Annotated in this window: 19 protein-coding genes; 9 read left to right on the top strand and 10 right to left on the bottom strand. The window is 70.4% G+C overall.

Annotated elements, in window-relative coordinates; genetic code table 11:
• Positions 1 to 3 precede the first annotated feature (3 nt).
• The gene (locus ACZ418_RS27300; protein ID WP_468367854.1) at positions 4 to 873 is read right to left on the bottom strand and encodes a glycerophosphodiester phosphodiesterase; all 870 of its coding nucleotides are present in this window, start codon (positions 871 to 873) and stop codon (positions 4 to 6) included.
• Positions 874 to 1,152: 279 nt separating this feature from the next.
• Here ACZ418_RS27300 and ACZ418_RS27305 point away from each other — a divergent pair, with 279 nt between their 5' ends.
• From ACZ418_RS27305 to ACZ418_RS27325, 5 genes are all read left to right on the top strand, one after another.
• Entirely contained in the window at positions 1,153 to 2,019 is an 867-nt protein-coding gene (locus ACZ418_RS27305) for an MHYT domain-containing protein (protein WP_468367856.1), read from the top strand.
• Positions 2,020 to 2,059: 40 nt separating this feature from the next.
• Positions 2,060 to 4,198: an excinuclease ABC subunit UvrB gene (gene uvrB, locus ACZ418_RS27310; RefSeq protein WP_468367858.1), complete on the top strand. Its 2,139-nt coding sequence runs from the start codon at positions 2,060 to 2,062 to the stop codon at positions 4,196 to 4,198.
• Positions 4,199 to 4,355: 157 nt separating this feature from the next.
• Complete coding sequence (locus ACZ418_RS27315; protein ID WP_468367861.1) at positions 4,356 to 4,934, top strand: TerD family protein; 579 nt, start codon at positions 4,356 to 4,358, stop codon at positions 4,932 to 4,934.
• 61 nt (positions 4,935 to 4,995) lie between these two features.
• Positions 4,996 to 7,092 (top strand): TerD family protein, encoded by a 2,097-nt coding sequence (locus tag ACZ418_RS27320; protein WP_468367863.1) that lies wholly within the window; start codon positions 4,996 to 4,998, stop codon positions 7,090 to 7,092.
• 222 nt (positions 7,093 to 7,314) lie between these two features.
• Entirely contained in the window at positions 7,315 to 8,316 is a 1,002-nt protein-coding gene (locus ACZ418_RS27325) for a TerC family protein (RefSeq protein WP_468367866.1), read from the top strand.
• Between the two features lie 190 nt (positions 8,317 to 8,506).
• On the opposite strand, the gene ACZ418_RS27330 is transcribed toward ACZ418_RS27325, so the two are convergent.
• Complete coding sequence (locus ACZ418_RS27330; protein ID WP_468368339.1) at positions 8,507 to 9,778, bottom strand: MFS transporter; 1,272 nt, start codon at positions 9,776 to 9,778, stop codon at positions 8,507 to 8,509.
• Between the two features lie 212 nt (positions 9,779 to 9,990).
• Between ACZ418_RS27330 and aroQ the strand changes: the two genes are divergently transcribed.
• Positions 9,991 to 10,464 carry a type II 3-dehydroquinate dehydratase gene (aroQ, locus tag ACZ418_RS27335; RefSeq protein ID WP_468367869.1) on the top strand — a complete coding sequence of 158 codons (474 nt, stop codon included), beginning with the start codon at positions 9,991 to 9,993 and terminating at the stop codon, positions 10,462 to 10,464.
• 10 nt (positions 10,465 to 10,474) lie between these two features.
• Here aroQ and ACZ418_RS27340 read toward each other — a convergent pair whose 3' ends face one another.
• The 5 genes from ACZ418_RS27340 to ACZ418_RS27360 all read right to left on the bottom strand — a co-directional run bounded on the left by ACZ418_RS27340 (position 10,475) and on the right by ACZ418_RS27360 (position 14,743).
• On the bottom strand, positions 10,475 to 11,233 hold the full coding sequence (locus ACZ418_RS27340; protein ID WP_468367872.1) for an amino acid ABC transporter ATP-binding protein: 759 nt from the start codon (positions 11,231 to 11,233) through the stop codon (positions 10,475 to 10,477).
• Positions 11,230 to 12,132, bottom strand: coding sequence for an amino acid ABC transporter permease (locus ACZ418_RS27345; protein WP_468367874.1), 903 nt, complete (start codon positions 12,130 to 12,132; stop codon positions 11,230 to 11,232). The genes ACZ418_RS27340 and ACZ418_RS27345 overlap by 4 nt, the downstream gene beginning before the upstream one ends.
• Positions 12,129 to 13,013, bottom strand: coding sequence for an ABC transporter substrate-binding protein (locus ACZ418_RS27350; RefSeq protein WP_468367877.1), 885 nt, complete (start codon positions 13,011 to 13,013; stop codon positions 12,129 to 12,131). The genes ACZ418_RS27345 and ACZ418_RS27350 overlap by 4 nt, the downstream gene beginning before the upstream one ends.
• Before the next feature lie 341 nt (positions 13,014 to 13,354).
• Positions 13,355 to 14,011, bottom strand: coding sequence for an MBL fold metallo-hydrolase (locus ACZ418_RS27355; protein WP_468367880.1), 657 nt, complete (start codon positions 14,009 to 14,011; stop codon positions 13,355 to 13,357).
• 45 nt (positions 14,012 to 14,056) lie between these two features.
• Complete coding sequence (locus ACZ418_RS27360) at positions 14,057 to 14,743, bottom strand: maleylpyruvate isomerase family mycothiol-dependent enzyme (protein WP_468367883.1); 687 nt, start codon at positions 14,741 to 14,743, stop codon at positions 14,057 to 14,059.
• Between the two features lie 224 nt (positions 14,744 to 14,967).
• On the opposite strand from ACZ418_RS27360, the gene uvrA reads away from it, so the two are divergent.
• On the top strand, positions 14,968 to 17,994 hold the full coding sequence (uvrA, locus tag ACZ418_RS27365) for an excinuclease ABC subunit UvrA (RefSeq protein ID WP_468367885.1): 3,027 nt from the start codon (positions 14,968 to 14,970) through the stop codon (positions 17,992 to 17,994).
• A gap of 162 nt (positions 17,995 to 18,156) precedes the next feature.
• Here the strand turns inward: uvrA and ACZ418_RS27370 are convergent, their stop codons facing one another.
• Complete coding sequence (locus ACZ418_RS27370) at positions 18,157 to 19,068, bottom strand: carbohydrate kinase family protein (protein ID WP_468367888.1); 912 nt, start codon at positions 19,066 to 19,068, stop codon at positions 18,157 to 18,159.
• Entirely contained in the window at positions 19,065 to 20,195 is a 1,131-nt protein-coding gene (locus ACZ418_RS27375) for a LacI family DNA-binding transcriptional regulator (protein ID WP_468367891.1), read from the bottom strand. The genes ACZ418_RS27370 and ACZ418_RS27375 overlap by 4 nt, the downstream gene beginning before the upstream one ends.
• A gap of 247 nt (positions 20,196 to 20,442) precedes the next feature.
• Here ACZ418_RS27375 and ACZ418_RS27380 point away from each other — a divergent pair, with 247 nt between their 5' ends.
• Positions 20,443 to 20,871, top strand: coding sequence for a Rieske (2Fe-2S) protein (locus tag ACZ418_RS27380; RefSeq protein WP_468367893.1), 429 nt, complete (start codon positions 20,443 to 20,445; stop codon positions 20,869 to 20,871).
• A 465-nt stretch (positions 20,872 to 21,336) separates the two neighbouring features.
• Here ACZ418_RS27380 and ACZ418_RS27385 read toward each other — a convergent pair whose 3' ends face one another.
• Entirely contained in the window at positions 21,337 to 22,284 is a 948-nt protein-coding gene (locus ACZ418_RS27385) for a hypothetical protein (RefSeq protein ID WP_468367895.1), read from the bottom strand.
• Positions 22,285 to 22,561: 277 nt separating this feature from the next.
• Here ACZ418_RS27385 and ACZ418_RS27390 point away from each other — a divergent pair, with 277 nt between their 5' ends.
• Complete coding sequence (locus ACZ418_RS27390; RefSeq protein ID WP_468367898.1) at positions 22,562 to 22,936, top strand: hypothetical protein; 375 nt, start codon at positions 22,562 to 22,564, stop codon at positions 22,934 to 22,936.
• Positions 22,937 to 22,987: the final 51 nt, after the last annotated feature.

Below are 22,987 nucleotides of genomic sequence, written 5' to 3' on the forward strand. Positions count from 1 at the left end.
CGCTCAGTCCGAGCCCAGCGCGGCCCGCACCACGTCGGGCTTGTTGGTGATGATCCCGTCCACCCCGTAGCCCGCGGCCTTGCGTGCGGTCGCCGCGTCGTTCACCGTCCAGGCGAACACCCTGAGCGGCCTGCCGTGCGGCCCGCCGAAGGCGTGCAAGGCCGAGACGTACCCCTTGGAGAGCGACCCGTACGAGGGGTTGATGAGGTCGGTGAAGCGCTTGTACTGGTGCAGCTGCGCCACGGTGGGCGATCCGAGGCAGGCGGTGGTGATCGCGGGCTTCAGCTCGTGCACGGTCCGGATGCTGTCGGCGCTGAAGCTCTGCACGATCAGCCGGTCCAGGTGTTCGTGGTCCAGCCAGCCCTCGTTGCCGAGGAGCTTCAGGGTCTGCTGCTCGATGCCCGGATACAGCTCCGGGTTCTTGATCTCCAGGAGCAGTTTCTCGTGGTTGTGCTCGACCCGGCGCATGTACTGCTCCAGCGTCGGCACGCGCGTCCCGGCATAGGCGCGCGAGTACCAGCTGCCCGCGTCCAGCCGGGCGATCTCGGCCGCGGTGAAGTCCTTCACCTTCCACGGCGCCCGGCCGGGGAAGACCTGCTCGACGTTCGTGGTGCGCTGCAGGCTGTCGTCGTGGATGACGACCAGCTCGCCGTCCTTGGTGCGCTGGACGTCGTTCTCGACCCAGGAGAAGCCCAGCTGCGCGGCCTTGTCGATCGAGGCCAGCGTGTTCTCGGGAGCATAGGCGGAGGCACCGCGGTGGGCGATCACCGTCGGCTCGCCGACGCCGCCGGCCCGGGCATCGGAGCCGGGGCTCAGCAGGGCCGCCGTCCCCAGGACCGCGGCGACCGTGGCGGCAACTACGCGCGCGTGCATGCAGACTCCTCGCATCGAGCGAACACGGACAGCAACAGACTGACAGCAGACGGTCGACGGCACCCGGCGCACGATGGCCACAGACGGAATGGACATGTCCCAAGTCCGCTCACCGGTACCGCACAACTGCGGCAAGGCCGTGTTTCTTTGCCGGAAAATCGTTCGACCGTTCCGGTGGGGGTCATACTCTCTGCGAAAACCCTGACCGCCCCGGCGGTCCTGGGCCGGGGGAACATTTCAAGGATTCCGGGACGCAAGAGGGCGGAAGGGCAGCCGCGGATGCAAGGCACGGTCGACGGATTCAGCTACGGGGCCGTCACTCCATTGGTGGCCTATCTGATGGCCTGCCTCGGCGGCGCCCTCGGCCTGCGCTGCACCACCCGGTCCCTGCTGGTCACGCACTCCCGGCGGCCCGCCTGGCTGGCCCTCGGCTCGGCCGCGATCGGCTCCGGCATCTGGACCATGCACTTCGTCGCCATGATCGGCTTCGCCATCAAGGAGACGCCGATCCACTACGACAAGCCGATCACCTATGCGAGTCTCGGCCTCGCCATCGTGATGGTCGGCGTCGGGATCTTCATCGTCGGCTACCGGGGTGCCACCGGCACCGCGCTGTTCACCGGTGGCACGATCACCGGTCTGGGCGTCGCCTCGATGCACTACCTCGGCATGGCCGGCGTGCACTTCCACGGGCGGTTCACCTACAACACGCTCACCGTCGCCGCCTCCGTCGTCATAGCGGTCGTGGCCGCCACCGCCGCGCTGTGGGCCGCCGGACGTGTCCGGGGCTTCACGTGGAGCGTGGGGGCGAGCCTCGTCATGGGTCTCGCGGTCAGCGGCATGCACTACACGGGCATGGCCGCCCTCGGCGTTCACCTCGACGGCACCTCCCACACCGGCGGAGGCGCGCCGGAGCCGTCCGTGCTCGCGCCCATGCTGATCGGTCCGCTCGCCTTCCTGCTCCTCGCGGGCGTCGTGGTGGTCTTCGACCCGCTGATGATCATGGGCAGGCCCGTCCCCAGGCTCGTCGAGCACAAACCGGGTGTCCCGGCCTCCGCCGTCGCCTCCCACCCGCACCGGCGTACCGCCCTCCACGAGGGGCACCGGCCCGCGCACCCCGTCTCCCGGACCCCGCAGAACCGCTGATCCGGACCCGTTGTCAGTGCGGGGTCGTACGGTGGATGACATGCGGCCCGTTTCCCAGATCGAACGCACGGTGGCGCCCTTCGAGGTCGTCAGCCCCTACCAGCCCAGCGGCGACCAGCCGACGGCCATCGCCGACCTCGCCAAGCGCATCCAGGCCGGTGAGAAGGACGTCGTCCTGCTGGGCGCGACCGGCACCGGCAAGTCCGCCACCACGGCATGGATGATCGAGAAGCTCCAGCGCCCCACGCTCGTGATGGCGCCGAACAAGACGCTGGCCGCCCAGCTGGCCAACGAGTTCCGCGAGCTGTTGCCGAACAACGCGGTCGAATACTTCGTCTCGTACTACGACTACTACCAGCCCGAGGCCTACGTCCCGCAGTCGGACACCTACATCGAGAAGGACTCCTCGATCAACGAGGAGGTCGAGCGGCTGCGCCACTCCGCGACGAACTCGCTGCTCACCCGCCGCGACGTCATCGTGGTCGCCTCGGTGTCCTGCATCTACGGCCTCGGTACTCCGCAGGAGTACGTGGACCGGATGGTCCCCCTCAGGGTCGGCGACGAGATCGACCGGGACGAGCTGCTGCGCCGCTTCGTCGACATCCAGTACACGCGCAACGACATGGCCTTCACCCGCGGCACCTTCCGCGTCCGCGGCGACACCATCGAGATCTTCCCGGTCTACGAGGAGCTGGCCGTCCGCATCGAGATGTTCGGCGACGAGATCGAGGCGCTGTCCACGCTGCACCCGCTCACCGGTGAGATCATCAGCGACGACCAGCAGCTGTACGTCTTCCCCGCTTCCCACTATGTCGCCGGCCCCGAGCGCATGGAGCGGGCCGTCAACGACATCGAGAAGGAGCTGGGAGAGCGCCTGGCGGAGCTGGAGAAACAGGGCAAGCTCCTGGAGGCCCAGCGCCTGCGGATGCGCACCACGTACGACATCGAGATGCTCCGCCAGATCGGCACCTGCTCCGGTGTGGAGAACTACTCGATGCACTTCGACGGCCGCTCGCCCGGCTCCCCGCCCAACACCCTGCTGGACTACTTCCCGGACGACTTCCTGCTCGTCATCGACGAGTCGCATGTCACAGTCCCGCAGATCGGCGCCATGTACGAGGGCGACGCCTCCCGAAAGCGCACCCTCGTGGAGCACGGCTTCCGCCTGCCCTCCGCGCTGGACAACCGCCCCCTGAAGTGGGAGGAGTTCCAGGAGCGCATCGGCCAGACCGTCTACCTGTCCGCCACCCCGGGCACCTACGAGCTGTCCCGCGGGGACGGTGTCGTCGAGCAGATCATCCGACCCACCGGTCTGGTCGACCCGGAGGTCGTGGTCAAGCCCACCGAGGGCCAGATCGACGACCTGGTGCACGAGATCCGCAAACGCACCGAGAAGGACGAGCGGGTTCTCGTCACCACGCTCACCAAGAAGATGGCCGAGGACCTCACCGACTACTTCCTGGAGCTCGGTATTCAGGTGCGCTATCTGCACAGCGACGTCGACACGCTGCGCCGCGTCGAGCTGCTGCGCGAGCTGCGCTCCGGTGAGTACGACGTCCTGGTCGGCATCAACCTTCTGCGGGAGGGCCTCGACCTGCCCGAGGTGTCCCTGGTCGCGATCCTGGACGCCGACAAGGAGGGCTTCCTGCGCTCGGGCACCTCGCTGATCCAGACCATCGGCCGCGCGGCGCGCAACGTCTCCGGCCAGGTCCATATGTACGCCGACAAGATCACCCCGGCGATGGAGAAGGCCATCGAGGAGACGAACCGCCGCCGGGAGAAGCAGATCGCCTACAACAAGGCCAACGGCATCGACCCGCAGCCGCTGCGCAAGAAGATCAACGACATCGTCGCCCAGATCGCCCGCGAGGAGGTCGACACCGAGCAGCTCCTCGGCACCGGCTACCGCAAGTCCAAGGACGGCAAGGGCGCCAAGGCACCCGTCCCGGCGCTGGGCGACAAGGCGGCCAAGGCCGGCAAGTCGGCCAAGGGCAAGGCGGCGGCCATGGTTCCCACGGACCGCCCGGCGGCCGAACTCGCCGAGCAGATCGAGGAGATGACCGAGCGCATGCGCGCCGCCGCCGCGGAGCTGCAGTTCGAGATCGCGGCCCGGCTGCGTGACGAGGTCTCGGAGATGAAGAAGGAACTGCGCCAGATGCGGGAAGCCGGTCTCGCCTGAACCCCCGCCACCGTGCCGGACCTCGGTATATGCGCCAAGTGTTGCAACACCGACACAAAGCGCGGACCGGGGTTCGGCACTGTCGGTGCCCCTGCGTAGGGTTCTGGACAACCGCGCACTGCGCGGCAACAGGGGACTTTCGAGAGGGGATTCAGCGGTGTCCGTCAACTTGAGCAAGGGTCAGGCCATCAGCCTGGAGAAGAAGGACGGGGGCACGCTGACCGCGGTCCGTATGGGGCTCGGCTGGCAGGCGGCGAAGCGGCGCGGTCTGTTCGGCTCCCGCACGCGCGAGATCGACCTGGACGCGTCGGCCGTCCTCTTCGCCGAGACCCAGCCGGTCGATGTCGTCTTCTTCCGCCACCTGGTGAGCGACGACGGTTCCGTCCGCCACACCGGCGACAACCTCGTCGGCGGCGCCGGACAGGGCGGTGACGACGAGGCGATCCTCGTGGACCTGCAGCGCGTCCCGGTCCACGTCGACCAGATCGTCTTCACCGTGAACTCTTTTACGGGTCAGACCTTCCAGGAGGTGCAGAACGCGTTCTGCCGTCTGGTGGACGAGACCAACGGCCAGGAACTGGCCCGCTACACGCTGGACGGCGGCGGCGACTACACCGCCCAGATCATGGCGAAGGTGCACCGCGCGGGCTCCGGTTGGACGATGACCGCCCTGGGCGCCCCGGCCAACGGCCGTACGTTCCAGGACCTGATGCCGGCGATCCAGCAGCACCTCTAGGACCGCCCGCTCGACCGGCGGGCGCAGGACCGAACGACAACGACACAGGGGGGCGACGGCGATGACGGCCGAGCTGGTGCGGGGGCAGAACCACCCGCTGTCCCACGTCCGGCTGGCGATCCGGATCTCGGCCGGGGTGCCGGTCATGGCCGGAGCCACGCTCGGCGACGAGAACGGCACGGTCCACGGCCCCCAGTGGGTGGCCCATCCCGGCGCCCCCGCCCTGCCCGGTGTCGAGGTGCCCCGGCAGGCCGCCACCGGGCACCGGCTCGCCGTCGACCTGGGCGCTCTGCCCGAGGCCGTCCACCGCGTCGGCGTCTTTCTCGCCCTGCCCACCGGGGCCGGGGCACCGCTCCGGTTCGGTGCCGTCGCCGCCCCGCACACGACGGTCGAGGGTCTCGACGGCACCGAACTCGCCTGCTTCACCCTCACCGGCCTGGACGGCGAGACGGCCGTGGTCGCCCTCGAGCTCTACCGCAGACAGGGCGCCTGGAAGGTGCGTGCCGTGGGCCAGGGCTACGCGGCCGGGCTCCACGCACTGTTCGCCGACCAGGGACTGCGCGAGGCCGCCGACGTGGCTGCCGCGGCTCATGCGGCGGCAGCCCCTGGCGAGGCGGCGGCTCCCAGCGAGGCGGCTGCCCACAGCCCGTCCCGCACGCTGCCGACGCCGGCCTCCGCACCGTCGGCGCACGAGACCTCAGCTCGCACATCCCAGGACACCTCTGCGGCTGCACCGCACGACGCATCCGCCTCCACCGCGCACGTCACGTCGGCCCCCGGGCCGTACGACACCGACGTACCCGATCCTCAGGACACCTCCGCGTCCGGGACGCCCGGGCAGACGCCTTCCTGCGCCTCGCAGCAGCCGGAGTCGGAGCCCGCGCAGCCGTACGCCGCGCGGAACCCGTACGACACCCAGGCATCCGACGCAGCCTCGCGAGAGCCCGGCGCCCGGGTCGACTACACGCACCCCGGCCGCCGCCCGCACGGCACACCGCCCCCGGAGGCTCCGGCCGCCGACGACGGGCCCGCGCAGCCCGTCGCAGGCGACGCGGTGGGCTGGTCGATGGAGGAGCGGCTGTACAACCAGGTCTGGGGCATGTTCGAGGACCTGGCCCGCACGACCGCCGCGTACCGCAGCGCCGTCGACTTCGCCGACTCCCGCCTGGAGAAGGAGCTCGACCAGGCCCTCGCCGACTCCCGGGGCAGGCTCGGCAGCGCGAGCGACGCCGCGCGCGAGGCGGCCCACGCCCGCCGGACCCAGCTGGTGGATCAGGCGCGTGCGGTCCTCGACCGCGACCTCGCCCAGCTCACCGCCGAGTCCGAGGTGGTCGAGCCCGCGCTGCCGCCCGCCTACGCCCGCTGGGACAACCCCGTCTGGCACGGCTACCGCGTGCCCGCCGAGCCCCCGATGGCTCTGCGCCTCGGCGATCTCCGTCTGCCCGAGAGCGCGCCGCTGCGCATCCCCCTGCTGGTCAGGCTGCCGCTGGAACGCGGTCTGTGGCTCGACAGCGGCCCGGCGGCGGCATCCGGCGGCTTCCCGGACTCCGCCGAGCTGCGGCACCTGGCCATGGAGGCAGCGGTGGCGCTGGCGGCGCGGTTGCTCGCCGTGCATCCGGCGGGGGACTTCGCCGTGCAGGTCATCGACCCGGCCGGCACCGGGGCCGCGACCTTCGCCCCGCTCACGCGGACCGGCGTGCTCGCCACGCCTCCCGCGACCGGCGTGGCCGGGGTGACGCAGATGCTGGAGCGGCTCACCCGGCGGGTGGACCTGGTGCAGATGGCGGTGCGCGGCGGTGCGCCCGAATCGCTGCCGGCCGATGTCGACACCGCTCGCCAGCTGCTGATCGTCAACGACTTTCCGCACGGTTTCGACGACCGCGCCGTGACCCGGCTGCGCTATCTCGCCGACGAGGGGCCCGACGTCGGTGTCCACCTCCTGCTGGTGGCGGACCGTGAGGACGCCGCCGCCTACGGCCCCCTGCTCGATCCGCTGTGGCGTTCGCTGCTGCGACTCACACCCGTACCCGACGATCACTTCGCCGACCCCTGGGTGGGGCACGCCTGGACCTATGAACCGTCGCTGGTGCCGGCCGGGAGCCAGGTCGTGCACCAGGTGCTCACCGAGGTGGCCAGGACCTCGACCAAATACAGTTAAAGGCCTCCCACCAGCATACTTGGTCTTTGCTTTACTTTTCTCTTTACCTTTCCTTGGTGATTGGGGTACGGTCTTCCGTACGGAGGGGAGTACTCCCTGACTGCGGCGCACCCGTCAGTACGGACCGGTTCCGGTCCCGGGGCGTCGGCCCGACGCGGGTGGAAGAGACCTCCGGCAGCGACGACGCTGATGTGTTTGCCGTTACGTAATGCCGGAGGTGCAGTGGAAGTCTCCATGATCCTGTGGGTCCTGACCATCGTGGGCCTCGCCGCCCTGATCGCGGTCGATTTCCTCATCGGGCGCAAGCCCCATGAGGTGTCGGTCAAGGAAGCCGGTATCTGGACCGTCGTATGGATCGCCCTGGCCGGGCTGTTCGGCCTCGGTCTCCTCGTCTTCGGCGGCGGACGGCCGGCCGGTGGGTTCTTCGCGGGATTCATCACCGAGAAGTCGCTGAGCGTCGACAACCTCTTCGTCTTCGTCCTGATCATGGCGAAGTTCGCGGTCCCCGCGCAGTACCAGCAGCGCGTTCTGCTCGTCGGCGTGCTCATAGCGCTGGTCCTGCGGGCCGCCTTCATCGCCGCGGGAGCCGCGATCATCGCCAGCTTCTCCTGGGTCTTCTACCTCTTCGGCGCCTTCCTGATCTGGACCGCCTGGAAGCTCATCCAGGAGGCCCGCGCGGACCAGGAGGCCGAGGAGTACGAGGAGAACAAGCTGCTGAAGGCCGCGGAGCGCAAGTTCGGTGTGGCCGACCGGTACCACGGCACCAAGCTGTGGATACGGCAGAACGGCAAGCGGGTCATGACCCCGATGCTGGTCGTGATGCTCGCCATCGGCACCACGGACGTCCTGTTCGCTCTGGACTCCATCCCCGCGATCTTCGGTCTGACCCAGGACCCGTACATCGTCTTCACCGCCAACGCCTTCGCCCTCATGGGCCTGCGACAGCTGTACTTCCTCATGGGCGGCCTGCTGAAGAAGCTGGTCCACCTCTCGTACGGCCTGTCGATCATCCTCGGCTTCATCGGCGTCAAGCTGGTGCTGCACGCCCTGCACGAGTCCGGCGTCCACGTCCCCGAGATCAGCATCCCGGTCTCGCTCGGCGTGATCTGCGCGGTCCTGGTCGTCACCACCGTCACCAGCCTGATGGCCAACAGCAGGCAGGCTGCCGACGAGGCGGCGCGCACCGGCGGCGAAGCCGTCCCGAAGGACAGCGTCGACGCCTGACCAAACCTGCGGCCTCAGGACGGAAAGAGGCAGAAGTATCCCGGCAATGGACGATCCTCGTGCCCGTCTTCGCGGCCGTCCACCTGATGCTCTTCGCGGCCTACCTGGAGTTGGCCGTCAGCCCGTAGCCCGCCCGTCCGGCCCCGCTGTGGATACCTGTAACGCGTCGCCGTCGCCCCGGGCCCCGGCCTCAGCCCGTCGCAGGCTCCACCGCCGGCACGGGCACGGGCCGTGTCTCCGGAAGCAGCGCGAAGCACATCAGGCTGATCAGCCCGATGCCCGTCAGATACATGCCCACGGCCCAGGGCACCCGCCCGCTCTGCTCCGCGAGCGCCGTGGCCACGACCGGGGTGAGCGCGCCGCCGAGGACCCCGCCGAGGTTGTAGCCCACCGCGGCGCCTGTGCACCGCACCCGCGCCTCGTACAGTTCCGGCAGGTAGGCGGCGATGACCGCGAACATGGTGACAAAGGCGATCAGCGCGCCCAGGATGCCCAGGAACATCAGCAGCGGCTGGCCGGTGGCCAGCAGTGCCACCATCGGGAGCATCCACACGACGCAGGCCGTGCACCCCGTCAGACACATCGGCCGCCGCCCGTAGCGGTCGCCGAGGAGCGCCACCAAGGGTGTGAGGGCCCCTTTCACGACCACCGCGGCCATGACACAGGTCAGCATCACCGTCCGGCTCACCCCGAGCCGCTCCGTCGCATACGCCAGCGACCACGTCGTCACCGCGTAGAACACCGCGTACCCGATGGCCAGCGCGCCGGCCGTCAGCAGCACCAGCCGCCCGTGCTGCCGTACGACCTCGACGAGCGGCACGCGCGCGTGGTCGTCGATTTCCAGGAATCGGGGGCTCTCGGCGAGCGAGGAGCGCAACCACAGCCCGGCGAGCGCCGGCGCACCGGCGACCCAGAACGGCACGCGCCAGCCCCACCCTGCGAACTCCGCGTCGGACAGGCCCGCCGACAGCGCGAGCATCACCCCGTTGGCCAGCACGAAGCCGACCGCGGGCCCCACTTGAGGAAAGCTCGACCACAAAGCGCGTCGCGCGGGCGGCGCGTGCTCGGCGGTCAGCAGCACCGCCCCACCCCACTCACCGCCGAGCCCGAGACCCTGCAGGAAGCGCAGCACGAGCAGCAGCAGCGGCGCGGCGACGCCGATCGTTCCGTACGACGGCACACAGCCCACCGCGACGGTAGAGGCGCCCGTGAGCAGCAGTGAGGCGACGAGCACCGGCCGCCGCCCGCGCCGGTCGCCGAGATGTCCGAACACCACCGAGCCCAGCGGCCGGGCCACGAACCCCACCCCGAACGTCACGAACGCCGCCAGCGTCCCTGCGACCGGCGAGAACGTCGGGAAGAACAGCGGCCCCAGGACCAGCGCCGCCGCGGTCCCGTAGACGAAGAAGTCGTAGAACTCGATCGCGGTCCCCGCCAGGGACGCGGCGGCGAGTCTCGACATCGAAGGGGTGCTCACGGCACGTACAGGCTGCATGCCGCGTCAACCACCCTCCGTGATCAACAGTTACGGGGCGCGCGGAGGCGATCGGGCGACCTTGGCGTGCGCCACCGAAGCCTCCGGCGCACGCGACCCGCCAGGTGCTCCGGCCACCGTGATAGACCGGGTGCGAGCGGCGGTCGTCGACGTACCGCCCCGAACGGACCGGAGGAAACGTGCCCCGCACCCTGGCCAACGCCCCGATCATGATCCTCAACGGGCCCAACCTGAACTTGCTCGGCCAGCGCCAGCCCGAGATCTACGGCAGGGACACCCTGGCCGACGTCGAGGCGATGTGCTCGAAGGCGGCGGCCGCGCACGGCGGCACCGTGGACTTCCGGCAGTCCAACCACGAGGGTCAGTTGGTCGACTGGATCCACGAGGCGCGCCTGAACCACAGCGGGATCGTCATCAACCCCGGCGCCTACTCCCACACGTCGGTCGCGATTCTGGACGCACTCAACACCTGCGACGGCATGCCGGTGCTGGAGGTGCACATCTCCAACATCCACCAGCGCGAATCGTTCCGGCACCACTCCTATGTCTCGCTGCGCGCAGACGGTGTGATCGCCGGCTGCGGAGTGCAGGGCTATGTGTTCGGTGTGGAGCGGGTCGCCGCCCTGCTGGGCGCGGCCCAGGCCGAGGCGTAGTCCGAGGCCGTCACAGCCGGCCCGCCTCCACGATCCGCCGCAGGAAGCGCCGCGTGCGCTCCTGCTGCGGGTCGCCGAAGACCTGCTCGGCGGTGCCGCGCTCCAGCACGACGCCACCGTCCAGAAAACAAACCTGGTCGGCGACGTCCCGCGCGAAGCCCATCTCGTGCGTCGCCAGCACCATGGTCATGCCGTCGTCCTTCAGGTCCCGGACCACCTCCAGCACCTCGCCCACGAGTTCGGGATCGAGCGCCGCCGTGATCTCGTCCAGCAGCAACAGCCGGGGCCGTACGGCAAGCGCCCGCACGATCGCCGCACGCTGCTGCTGGCCGCCGCTGAGCCGGTCCGGATACGCATCCGCCTTCGCGGCCAGTCCGAGGCGCTCCAGCAGCTCCCTGGCCCGTTCCTCGGCCTCCGCGCGGGGGACGCCGTGCACCCGGCGGGGCGCCAGCGTGATGTTGTCCAGCACGGTCATGTGCGGGAAGAGGTTGTACGCCTGGAAGACCACGCCGATCCGGCGCCGGACCGCGTCCTGGTCGACGCGGGGATCGGTGATCTCCTCGCCGTCCAGCCAGATCGCGCCGTCGTCGATCTCCTCCAGGAGGTTGGCGCAGCGCAGCAGCGTGGACTTGCCCGAGCCGGAGGCGCCGATCAGCGCGGTCACCGTGTGCGGGGCGACCTCCAGACCGACGTCCCGCAGCACGACGGAGCCGCCGAAGGTCTTGCGGACGGACTCCATGCGCAGCACGGGCGTGACTGCGTCGCTCATAGCGATCCTCCCTGGGCCCGCTGCCGGTCCATCCGGGCCGTCACCCAGTCCGTGAAGCGGGTCATCGGAATGGTCAGTGCGACGAAGACCAGGCCCGCGACGATGTACGGCGTGTAGTTGAGGCTGCGCTGAGCGATGATGTCGGCCGCCCGTACGGCGTCGACCGCGCCGCCGATCGACACGAGCCCGGTGTCCTTCTGGAGGGACACGAGGTCGTTCAGCAGGGGCGGCACCTGACGTCGTACCGCCTGGGGGAGCACCACGTACCGCAGCGCCTGACGGTTGGTCAGGCCCAGCGAGCGGGCCGCGGCGCGCTGCGAGGGGTGCACGGACTCGATGCCGGCGCGGAACACCTCGGCGACATAAGCGGAGTAGGTCAGCGTCAGCGCCGTACCACCGAGCAGCACGGGATCGACGGTCACGCCTTGGAGGCGCAGCGCGGGCACGCCGAAGACCACGATCATCAGGTTGATGATCAGCGGCAGACCGCGGAAGAAGTCCGTGTACGCGGCCGCCAGCACCCGCAGGGGGAAGAACACCGGCCCGGGCAGGGTGCGCGCGATGGCGATCAGCATGCCCAGGACGAGCACCAGCACGCCGCAGATCAGCAGCAGCCGGACGTTCAGCCACAGTCCTTCGAGGACCTTGGGGAAGGCCTCGCGCGCGTACTGCCCGTCGAAGAAGGTCTCCTTGGTGCGCGGCCAGCCGGGCGCATCGACGACGACCAGATAGAGGACGACGCCGGTGACCAGGGTCGAGAGGGCCGCGATCGCCGTCGCGCGGCGGGCACGCGCGCGCTTGTGGCGCTCGCGCTCCAGCCGCCGTTCGGACGGGACGTACCCGTCGCGCATGTCGTGCTTGCCGGAGTCCTCCCCGGACTCCTCCTTCATGACCGTCACTTGAGCACCGGAGCGTCGACGGCGTCGGACAGCCACTGCTTCTCCAGCTTCGCCAGCGTGCCGTCCTTGCGCAGGGCGTCCACGGCCGATGCCACGCACGAAGTGAGACCGCTGCCCTTGTCCAGGACGAGCCCGAACTGCTCGGGTGTGCCGCCCTGGTTCTCGAACTGGCCGACGATCCTGGCGTTGGTCACCTGGGCCGAGGTGACGTAGAAGGCGGTCGGCAGATCGGTGACGATCGCGTCCACCTGGCCGTTCCTCAGCGCGGAGATGGCCTGGTCGTTCTTGGAGTACGCGGCCGCCTCCTGCGACGGCTTCACCACGTCGCTGATGTAGTTGAGGCTCGTGGTGCCCACCTGGGCGCCCAGCTTGAGGTCCTTCAGGTCCGCGATGCTCGTCGCCTTGGCGGCCTTGCTGCCCTTCAGCGCGATGACGGCCTGGCGCACGTCGTAGTAGCCGGAGGAGAAGTCGACGGCCTTCTTGCGCTCGGCGCTGATCGACACCTGGTTGATGTCGAAGTCGAAGCTCTTCACCCCGGGCGCGAACGCCTTGTTGAACGGCACGCTCTGCCAGACGACCGCGCTCTTGCCGTAACCCAGTTGCTGGGCCACGGCGTAGGCGACCGCCGACTCGAAACCCTCGCCGTTCGCGGGCTTGTCGTCCTTGAACCAGGGCTCGTACGCCGGTTCGTCCGTCGCGATCGTCAGCTTTCCGGACGTCTTGGTGGCCAACTTGCCCTTGGCGCAGCTCTTCGCGGCCGAGCCGGAGGGGGAGGCCGACGCCTTCTTCTCCGGCTGCGGAGCACAGCCGACGGCGGTGGCGAGCAGGGCTACGGTGGCGGCGGCTGCCGCGCGGCGCAGGACACGAGGGGCTGTGTACATGGCGGGAGATTGGCAGCGAACCCCGTGTTTGTCCAGGTCACACCCATAACTGTCCGCATACTGGGAACGGGTGTTGCGGTCGTGTGAACATCCGTCATGGCGCAGGCCTTCGGCCTGGGCCGCCGGCCGAGGGCGGGGTTGAAGACCGGCGGCCCTGCCGCAGAGGAGCCGTCATCCTCTGCGGGTTTGCCACCAGTTGACCGCGTCACAGAGCGCGCGGGGAGCGCGCACGCGCCCCCAGTGCGTGCGAGACGTTCACACGGGGCGCGTGCGGCAAGAAACGTGCCCGGCGCTCAGGAGAGGAAAGCGCCCGGCTCTCAGGAGGGGAATGCGCCCGGCGCTCACCACCCGCGTGCGTGCCACTCCGGCAGATGCGGTCGCTCCGCACCCAGGGTCGTGTCGTTCCCGTGCCCGGGATAGACCCAGGTCTCATCGGCGAGCACGTCGAAGATCTTCGTCTCCACGTCGTGGATCAGGCTGGCGAAGGCCCTCGGATCCTTGCGCGTGTTGCCGACACCGCCCGGGAAGAGACAGTCGCCGGTGAAGACGTGCGGGTGGCCGTGCGGGTCGTCGTAGACCAGCGCGATCGAACCCGGGGTGTGCCCGACGAGGTGCCGTGCGGTGAGCTCCACCTGTCCCACCCTGATGACGTCGCCGTCGTCCACGAGGACATCGGTGGGCACGGGGATGCCGGGGGCGTCCTCGCGGCCGGCGTACGTGCGCGCGCCCGTGGCCGCGACGACCTCGGCGAGCGCCTGCCAGTGGTCGCCGTGCTGATGCGTGGTGACGACGGAGGCGATGCCGTCGTCACCGATCATGCCGAGGAGCGTCTGCGCCTCGTTGGCGGCGTCGATCAGAAGCTGCTCGTCGGTGGCCCGGCAGCGCAGCAGATAGGCGTTGTTGTCCATCGGGCCGACCGCGATCTTCGTGATCATCAGGTCCTTGAGCTCGTGCACATCCGCCGGTCCGCCGACCCTGACCTCTCCGGTGTACGTCATGGTGATCAGCCTATAGCGGGGGAGGGCCCGCGGACCGCAGCGGACCTACAACGCAGGCAGCTTCGGCAGTGTGCCGTTCGTGGTCAGGCCGGAGCCGTCGCGTCGCCCGGCGAGCCAGCCGAGCAGGTCGGCGGGCGTACCCTCGACCCGGACCGGTCCGCCCTCCGCTCCGCCGCCCGTGGTCCAGATCCGGCCATTGCCCGCGCTCAGGCCGGTCGAGGGCACGTCCTTGTGTCCGGTGAAGCGCTCCGCCAGGAAGTCGATCTCCCGGTCCGTGAACTCGGCCGGAAGATCCTCCAGCTCGTACCCGATGCCGAGATCGACATGGTGCAGCTCGACCTCGACCCACCGCCGGAACGGCACGCGGGACGCCGAGTCGGTGACCCCGTTGCGCAGCTCCACCGTGCGTGACCAGTCCGCCGGCGCGTCCCCCGTGGCCTGGAAGCGCGCCGCGCTCTCGCGCAGGTCGGCGAGCTGGGCGTCGAGGGGGCGCGGGGCGTCGCGTTCGATGTCGGCGTCCCGTGCCTCCGCGCTCGCGTACATGGGCCGGCCCTCGAGAACGTTCACGAGCGCGTCCGCGTTGCGGGCGAGGTGGGCGAGGACATGCCCGCGGGTCCACCCCGGAAGCCGTGACGGCTCGGCGAGCGAGGCGTTGTCCAGTTCGGCGACCGCGGTGAGGAGCCGTTCGGTCGCGTCGCGTACACATGCCAGGTCATGAGCGTGATCAATCATGGCCCTGACACTAGCCCCACCACACCTTTGGGTGAAGGTGGTGAAGCTCGACCGCAAATCGAAAGCACGTGCTATATCGTCGAGGGCGGCGTCGGGCATGCTGGATGGCCGGGGGTTGTTATGCAACCGGGCAATCCGACCGGCGTTGTCAGTGGCTCCCCCTAGTCTGAAGAAGCACGGGGGCCCCGCCCCTGTCACTTCTCTCAAGAAAGGTGCGGACCGGCGTGGCCGACCGTCTCATCGTCCGTGGCGCGCGCGAGCACAATCTGAAGAACGTCTCGCTCGACCTGCCGCGTGACTCGCTCATCGTCTTCACGGGCCTGTCCGGGTCGGGCAAGTCCTCCCTGGCCTTCGATACGATCTTCGCCGAGGGCCAGCGGCGCTACGTGGAGTCGCTCTCCTCGTACGCCCGGCAGTTCCTCGGCCAGATGGACAAGCCGGACGTCGACTTCATCGAGGGCCTGTCCCCGGCGGTCTCCATCGACCAGAAGTCGACCTCGCGCAACCCGCGCTCGACGGTCGGCACCATCACCGAGGTCTACGACTACCTGCGTCTGCTCTTCGCGCGCATCGGCAAGCCGCACTGCCCCGAGTGCGGCCGCCCGATCTCCCGCCAGTCGCCGCAGGCCATCGTCGACAAGGTCCTGGAGCTGCCGGAGGGGAGCCGCTTCCAGGTGCTGTCGCCGCTCGTGCGCGAGCGCAAGGGCGAGTTCGTCGACCTCTTCGCCGACCTGCAGACCAAGGGCTACTCCCGCGCGCGTGTGGACGGGCAGACCATCCAGCTCTCCGACCCGCCGGCGCTGAAGAAGCAGGAGAAGCACACCATCGAGGTGGTCGTGGACCGCCTCACGGTGAAGGAGTCCGCCAAGCGCCGCCTCACCGACTCCGTGGAGACGGCCCTCGGCCTGTCCGGCGGCATGGTCGTGCTCGACTTCGTCGACCTCCCCGAGGACGACCCCGAGCGCGAGCGCATGTACTCCGAGCACCTGTACTGCCCGTACGACGACCTGTCCTTCGAGGAACTGGAGCCTCGCTCCTTCTCCTTCAACTCGCCCTTCGGCGCCTGCCCCGACTGCACCGGCATCGGCACGCGCATGGAGGTCGACCCCGAGCTGATCGTCCCGGACGAGGACAAGTCCCTGGACGAGGGCGCCATCCACCCCTGGTCGCACGGGCACACCAAGGACTACTTCGGCCGCCTGATCGGCGCCCTCGCGGACGCGCTCGGCTTCCGCACGGACATCCCGTTCGCGGGCCTGCCCCAGCGCGCGAAGAAGGCCCTGCTCCACGGCCACAAGACCCAGATCGAGGTCCGCTACCGCAATCGGTACGGCCGCGAGCGCGTGTACACCACGCCCTTCGAGGGCGCGGTGCCGTTCGTGAAGCGCCGGCACAGCGAGGCCGAGAGCGACGCCAGCCGCGAGCGCTTCGAGGGCTACATGCGTGAGGTGCCCTGCCCCTCCTGTGAGGGCACGCGCCTGAAGCCGATCGTCCTCGCGGTCACGATCATGGAGAAGTCGATCGCCGAGGTCTCCGCGATGTCGATCAGCGACTGCGCGGACTTCCTGGGCCGGCTGAAGCTGAGCGCCCGTGACAAGAAGATCGCCGAGCGGGTGCTGAAGGAGGTCAACGAGCGACTGCGCTTCCTGGTCGACGTCGGCCTCGACTACCTCTCGCTGAACCGCGCGGCCGGCACGCTCTCCGGCGGCGAGGCCCAGCGCATCCGCTTGGCCACCCAGATCGGCTCCGGCCTCGTCGGCGTCCTGTACGTCCTGGACGAGCCGTCCATCGGTCTGCACCAGCGGGACAACCACCGGCTGATCGAGACCCTGGTCCGGCTGCGCGACATGGGCAACACCCTCATCGTCGTGGAGCACGACGAGGACACCATCAAGGTCGCCGACTGGGTCGTGGACATCGGCCCCGGCGCAGGTGAGCACGGCGGCAAGGTCGTGCACAGCGGTTCCCTGAAGGAGCTACTCGAAAACACCGAGTCGCAGACCGGTGCGTACCTCTCGGGCCGCAAGGCGATCCCGCTTCCGGACTTCCGCCGCCCCCTCGACCCGTCCCGCCGGCTCACCGTGCACGGCGCCCGTGAGAACAACCTGCAGGACATCGACGTGTCCTTCCCGCTGGGCGTGTTCACGGCCGTCACGGGCGTCTCCGGATCCGGAAAGTCGACGCTGGTCAACGACATCCTGTACACGCACCTGGCCCGCGAGCTGAACGGCGCGAGGAACGTCCCCGGACGGCACACGCGCGTGGACGGCGACGACCTGGTCGACAAGGTCGTGCACGTCGACCAGTCGCCGATCGGCCGCACCCCGCGGTCCAACCCGGCGACGTACACCGGCGTCTTCGACCACATCCGCAAGCTGTTCGCCGAGACCACCGAGGCGAAGGTCCGCGGCTACCAGCCCGGCCGCTTCTCCTTCAACGTCAAGGGCGGCCGCTGCGAGAACTGCGCGGGCGACGGCACGATCAAGATCGAGATGAACTTCCTCCCGGACGTCTACGTCCCGTGCGAGGTCTGCCACGGCGCCCGGTACAACCGGGAGACCCTGGAGGTCCACTACAAGGGCAAGTCCATCGCCGATGTGCTGAACATGCCGATCGAGGAGGCCGCCGACTTCTTCGAGGCCGTCCCGGCCATCTCCCGGCACCTGAGGACGCTGAAGGACGTCGGCCTCGGCTACGTCCGCCTTGGCCAGTCCGCCACCACCCTCTCCGGCGGTGAGGCCCAGCGCGTGAAGCTGGCCAGCGAACTGCAGAAGCGCTCCACCGGACGCACGGTGTACGTCCTGGACGAGCCGACCACCGGCCTGCACTTCGAGGACATCAGCAAGCTGCTGAAGGTCCTCGGCGGCCTGGTCGACAAGGGCAACACGGTCATCGTCATCGAGCACAACCTCGACGTGATCAAGACCGCCGACTGGATCGTCGACATGGGTCCGGAGGGCGGCGCCGGCGGTGGCCTGGTGGTCGCCGAGGGCACCCCCGAGGAGGTCGCCGGGGTTCCGGCCAGCCACACCGGCAAGTTCCTGCGCGAGATCCTCGGTGCCGACCGCATCAGCGACGCCGAACCCCTGCCGGCGCAGCGCACCGTGACGGCTGGGAAGACGGCCGCGGCGAGGACGGCCGCGAAGAAGACGGTGACGGCGAAGGCCAACAGCACGGCGACCAAGAAGGCCGACGCGGTCGCGAAGAAGGCGACGCCCGCGAAGAAGACGACGCGGGCACGCAAGGCCTGACACATCAGCAGAAAAGTGGCGCCCCGCGGGAACTCCCCGCGGGGCGCCACTCGTTCCACCATCAGCCACCCCGGCTCCGAGGTCTGCCGGCTCCCCGCACCACGGGTCCGGTCGCACCTTGACAACAGGAGAGAGGAAAACCGCAGACAGAAAAGGGGCCGCTCACAGTTCACCGAGCTCGGCCGCGAACGGCGGCTCGGCCCCCGCCCGCGAGCAGGTGATCGCAGCCGCGCGTGCCGCGAAGCGCAGCAGCCGCGTCCAGCCCTCCGTCCCGAGGGCGGCGAGTGCTTCCTCCGACAGCGCGTCCAAGGCGGAAAGCCCATGCAGCAAGGCCGCGTTCACCGTGTCACCGGCGCCGATGGTGTCCACCACGGCGACCTTCTCACCCGGTACGGAGTACTCCGCGCCGTCCCGGGTGAACGCGGTCAGACCGTCCCCGCCCCGGGTGACCACCACGGCCGCCGGTCCCGCGGCCAGCCACTCCCGGGGGGTGCCGCCCAGCCACTCGGCGTCCTCCGCGGACAGCTTCAGCAGCGTCACCGAGGGCAGCCAGCTCTTGAAACGCGCCCGGTAGGCGTCCGCGTCCGGGATCAGCCCCGCCCGGATGTTGGGGTCGAGGGCGGTGAACAGCCCCTGCCCGGCCGCCGCGTGCATCAGCTCCTCATAGGCGCTCGCCCCCGGTTCCAGGACGAGCGAGCAGGTGCCGAAGGACACCGCGCGGGTACCGGCCGGCAGCGCGGCGGGGGCGGTGAACAGACGGTCGGCGGTGCCGTCGACGTAGAAGGAGTAAGCGGCCGACCCACTGGCGTCGATCGTGGCCACCGCCAGCGTCGTCGGCTCCGTCCCGCGCTGCACGGCCGACACGTCCACCCCAGCGCGCCGCAGCCCGTCGAGCAGGGCCTCGCCGAAGGCGTCGTGCGACGTCCGGGAGCAGAAAGCGGTGCGGGAACCGAGCCGGCCGAGGGCCACGGCGGTGTTGTAAGGGCCGCCGCCGAGCGCCGGCATCAGGGCCGCGAGGGCGCCAGGGCCCTGCGGTACAAGGTCGATCAGTGCCTCACCGGCGACGACGATCACGAGGCGGTTCCCTTCTCCGACGGCGTTGATGATGCGGTGTGCCCGGGCTCCTCGGACCCGCCCGGCTCCTCCGGGCACCCGCAGGACGTGCGATGGACGAACGCGCACGGCAGCCGCACCGTCCGCGTCGGCCGGCGCGGCTCGTCCAGACGGTCCAGGAGGACCCGGACGGCCTGCGCGCCCAACTCCCTGCTGGGCTGTGCGATGGCGGTGAGCCGGGGTGAGAACAGATCGGCCCAGGCGAAGTCGTCGAAGCAGCACAGGGCGATGTCGTCCGGGACGGACAGGCCGTGCCGACGCAGGGCGCTCAGGGCGCCGATGGTCATGGTGTTGTTGGCCGTGACGAGTGCCGTGGGCGGTTCGGGGAGGGTGAGCAGGGCGGCCGTGGCCTGCTCGGCACCAGTGGACTCGGAGTTGCCGGACACCAGGAGCCGTTCATCGAGATCCAGGCCGACGGCGCTCAGGCCGTCCCGGTAGCCGGAGACACGCTCACTGGTGGTGCTGAGCCCGGGCAGCCCCGCGACCAGGCCGATCCTGTGGTGGCCCAGCCCGGCGAGATGGGTGACCAGACGGGCGGTCGGCTCGGCGCTGTCGGCGCATACCTGGTCGTACCAGGACGCGTTCTGGTCGGGAGCGGTACCCGCTCCGGCACCCACCGCGGAGCCGCCCGGCACGCTCGCGTCGATCATCCGGTCCAGGAACACGGTCGGTACGGCGTGGCGGCGGAGATAGCCGACGAGTTCGTGCGGGCGCGCGGAGGGCGCGACGATCATGCCGTCCACCCGGCGCTCATGGAGGAGCTGCACGACCTTGCGTTCGTGACCGGGGTCGTCGTGCGGGTCCGCGATGAGCAGGCTGTAGCCCGCCTCCAGGGCGGCGGCCTCTACGCCCTGGAGGATCTCCGTGAAGTACGGGTTGCTGATCGCCGACACCGCGAGCCCGATGGAGCGGGTGTGGGAGGTCACCAGGGACCGCGCCAGCGTGTTGGGGGTGTAGCCGAGGGCGTCGATGGCGTCGAGCACGGCCTGGCGGGTGTGGGGCAGTACCGGGCGGGTGCCGTTCACGACGTGGGAGACGGTCGCCACGGAGACCCCGGCGCTCCGTGCGACATCCGCCATGGTGGGCATCGCGTCTCCTTCCTGAACCGATCGGGCGCAGTCCTTCCGGCCGGGACGGTATCCCATGGACCGGCTCCGCGTAAACGCTTGCGCAAGCGTTTACGTCAGGGTCCCTCCCCCGAGCACCAGGAACTCCCTCGCTCCTCACTGCCGCTCCCGGCACACCCTCCCACCGCAGTCGTCGCCCCCGCCCCGAGGCCGGCCCTTGTGCCCGGGTATCGTCGCACTGCACACCCCTTGAGCAGTGGAGTCCCAGATGCCCGCCCGACCGTCCGCGAGCCGTCGTACCGTCCTTCGAGGGGCCGCCGCAGCCCCGGTCGCCGGGCTCGGCCTGGCCGCGTGCGCGGGGCCGGGCCAGGGCAGTTCGGTGGCGGCCACCCCGACCGCGCCGGTGGACCTCGGCGCCAGGAGCGAGGTCTCGAAGGGCGGCGCCAAGCTCTACCGGGACCACAACGTGGTCGTCAGCCGCGACGGCAGCGGCGCGCTGAAGGCCTACAGCACGATCTGCACGCACGCGGGGTGTCCCATCAACAAGCTCCAGGGGACGACCCTGATCTGCCCCTGCCACGGCAGCCAGTTCGACGCCGTGACGGGCAAGGTGGTCCAGTCACCGGCCTCCGAGCCCCTGGCCGAGCTGCCGGTGAAGACGACGAACGGCAGGATCATCGCCGGCCCGGGCGCCTGAACGGACAGCCACGCTGACACCCCGGATGCTCGAACGGGGTGTACGGGCCGCACAACACCGCCGACGCGGCCTCGCGTGCCCCCATGGGCCCGGTGCGGCCGTGCCGCCACCCCGTCGCACGGGCACCGCGTTCCCGCTGGTACCGCTCGCCCCCGGCCGCCGGTCTCTGCCCGGCCGCCGGTCTCTGCCCGGCCGCCGGTCTCTGCCCGGCCGCCGGTCTCTGCCCGGCCGCCGGTCTCTGCCCGGCCGCTGGCCCCTGCCCGGCCGCTGGCCCCTGCCCGGCCGCTGGCCCCTGCCCGGCCGCTGGCCCCTGCCCGGCCCCCAGTACCTGCCCGGCCGCCGGCCCCCAGTACCTGCCCTCGGCCCCCGCCCCCTCCAACCCGCTGCCCTCGGTCCTCAACCAGCCCCGGCAGTCGTCCGGCCCCGCGCCACACTTCCCAGCCGGGACTCACACCGGAGACGCGTTCACTCCCAGTCCCACGCGATCCCGACGATCCCCGGGCGGATCCGTGGCTCGACCACGTGGACGCAGTGGTGGGGGCCGCTGACCGGCAGTTCGTGGCGGCCGGTGCGCGGGGCCGCCGTCGAGTGCTGGGTGAAGCGATGGCAGCGGGCGGGCAGCGCGGCCGCGTCGAACCGCACCTGGAGGGCGTACTGGCCGCCGGGGAAGCCGAAGCGGTGGAGGAACTCGCGGCTCGGCCCGGCCGTGCCGTCCTCGATCCCGTACCGGAAGAGGAAGGTGTCGCCGGTGCGCAGCCGGGTGTCGAAGAGCAGCTCCGCGGCCAGTACGCCGGTGTCCTGGTCCCAGCGGACGCGTCCGGTGCGGCAGTTCTCCAGCGCCCGCACCCTGATGTCGTGCGGGCGGCAGCCGGGGTCGCCGTGGTGCACGGCGATGAAGCGGTCGATGCCGTCGCGGTGGGCCCGCACGATGTGGTGGGCCTCGCGGCCGGCCAGCTCGCGCCGGGCGCCTATGCGGACGCATTCGTGATGGCCCAGGGTGTGCAGCCCGCCGTCGAGGGACCAGCCGAGCTCGGCCCGGAGCCGGTCCAGGACGTTCGAGGCCTCGATCAGGGAGCGGTAGGAGCGCCCCGCCGGGCGGCCGGCCGCGGCGGCCCCGTCGGCCTCGGCGAGCAGCCGGATCAGCGACTCGTCCGGCAGCTGGAGGATCTCCTCCAGCGCCCGTACGGCCCGCAGAGACTCCGGTCGCTGGGGGCGGCGGGCACCCTGCTGCCAGTAACTCAGGCTGGTGACGCCGACCTTGACCCCGTGCCGGGACAGATGGTGCTGGACGCGCTGCAGCGGCAGCCCGCGTGCGGCGATCGCGGCGCGCAGCGCCACATGGAAGGGGCCGCCCCGCAGGGCCGTGTCCAGTTCCGCGGTGGGGAGGTGCGCGTGCTCTGTGGCATGCCGCATACCGGGGCGCCTTTCTGTGAGGTGTCGCTACGGCTGGTCAGACCGCCTGCGCTGGTGTGCGGGGCCACCCCCGTGGACGTCGTGGACGCCCCCTGGCTGAGCACGCCTCGCTTGTACGCGCGCGTGCACGGCCCCGAGTTCCCCCGCATTGAAGCGTGTTGACCAGACCCCGACAACACCTCGAACCCGCCACGGCCACCCCTGGCCGGGCCGTTGCTCCGCGCCGGCGCCTCGGGCCACGGGCGTCACGCCCGCCCGGCGATGGGAAGATCGCCGCGTGACGGAGACCTGGACCTTCGACGGTGATCGCACGGCCGTGACGGCGGAGGAGGCGGTCGCCGTGCTCCGGCGGCGGATCGCCGAGGGCCGGCTCGAGACCTGGCTGACCGCCTCCACCGGGCGCCTGCTGGCCGTGGTGAGCAACACCGACCGCGCACTGGTGATGCTTCTCGACGGAGCGGACGACCCGGGAGCCCACGCCGTCTCCGCGGGATCCGGAGGAGTGAGCGGGGGCTTCCTGCTGGCCGACGGGCAGTGCGACACGTACCCGGACGAGGACACCGTGCCGCTCGACGAGGCGTTCCGGATCGTCCGGCACGTGATCGGTACGGGCCTGCCGTCGGCGGACACGGAATGGGCTGTGGACGGCTGAACGGCACGGGCGTGGGCGTTGTCCACAGGCCCGACGCGGTGTCGGTGGTCG

The organism is Streptomyces sp. NPDC030820, assembly GCF_055572075.1.

What these genes read in the sequence shown, in the direction of transcription:
- ACZ418_RS27300 (WP_468367854.1), bottom strand. Translation starts at nt 873, where the DNA reads ATGCACGCGCGCGTAGTTGCCGCCACGGTCGCCGCGGTCCTGGGGACG.
- ACZ418_RS27305 (WP_468367856.1), top strand. Translation starts at nt 1,153, where the DNA reads ATGCAAGGCACGGTCGACGGATTCAGCTACGGGGCCGTCACTCCATTG.
- uvrB (WP_468367858.1), top strand. Translation starts at nt 2,060, where the DNA reads ATGCGGCCCGTTTCCCAGATCGAACGCACGGTGGCGCCCTTCGAGGTC.
- ACZ418_RS27320 (WP_468367863.1), top strand. Translation starts at nt 4,996, where the DNA reads ATGACGGCCGAGCTGGTGCGGGGGCAGAACCACCCGCTGTCCCACGTC.
- ACZ418_RS27330 (WP_468368339.1), bottom strand. Translation starts at nt 9,778, where the DNA reads ATGTCGAGACTCGCCGCCGCGTCCCTGGCGGGGACCGCGATCGAGTTC.
- ACZ418_RS27340 (WP_468367872.1), bottom strand. Translation starts at nt 11,233, where the DNA reads ATGAGCGACGCAGTCACGCCCGTGCTGCGCATGGAGTCCGTCCGCAAG.
- ACZ418_RS27350 (WP_468367877.1), bottom strand. Translation starts at nt 13,013, where the DNA reads ATGTACACAGCCCCTCGTGTCCTGCGCCGCGCGGCAGCCGCCGCCACC.
- ACZ418_RS27355 (WP_468367880.1), bottom strand. Translation starts at nt 14,011, where the DNA reads ATGACGTACACCGGAGAGGTCAGGGTCGGCGGACCGGCGGATGTGCAC.
- ACZ418_RS27360 (WP_468367883.1), bottom strand. Translation starts at nt 14,743, where the DNA reads ATGATTGATCACGCTCATGACCTGGCATGTGTACGCGACGCGACCGAA.
- ACZ418_RS27375 (WP_468367891.1), bottom strand. Translation starts at nt 20,195, where the DNA reads ATGCCCACCATGGCGGATGTCGCACGGAGCGCCGGGGTCTCCGTGGCG.
- ACZ418_RS27380 (WP_468367893.1), top strand. Translation starts at nt 20,443, where the DNA reads ATGCCCGCCCGACCGTCCGCGAGCCGTCGTACCGTCCTTCGAGGGGCC.
- ACZ418_RS27385 (WP_468367895.1), bottom strand. Translation starts at nt 22,284, where the DNA reads ATGCGGCATGCCACAGAGCACGCGCACCTCCCCACCGCGGAACTGGAC.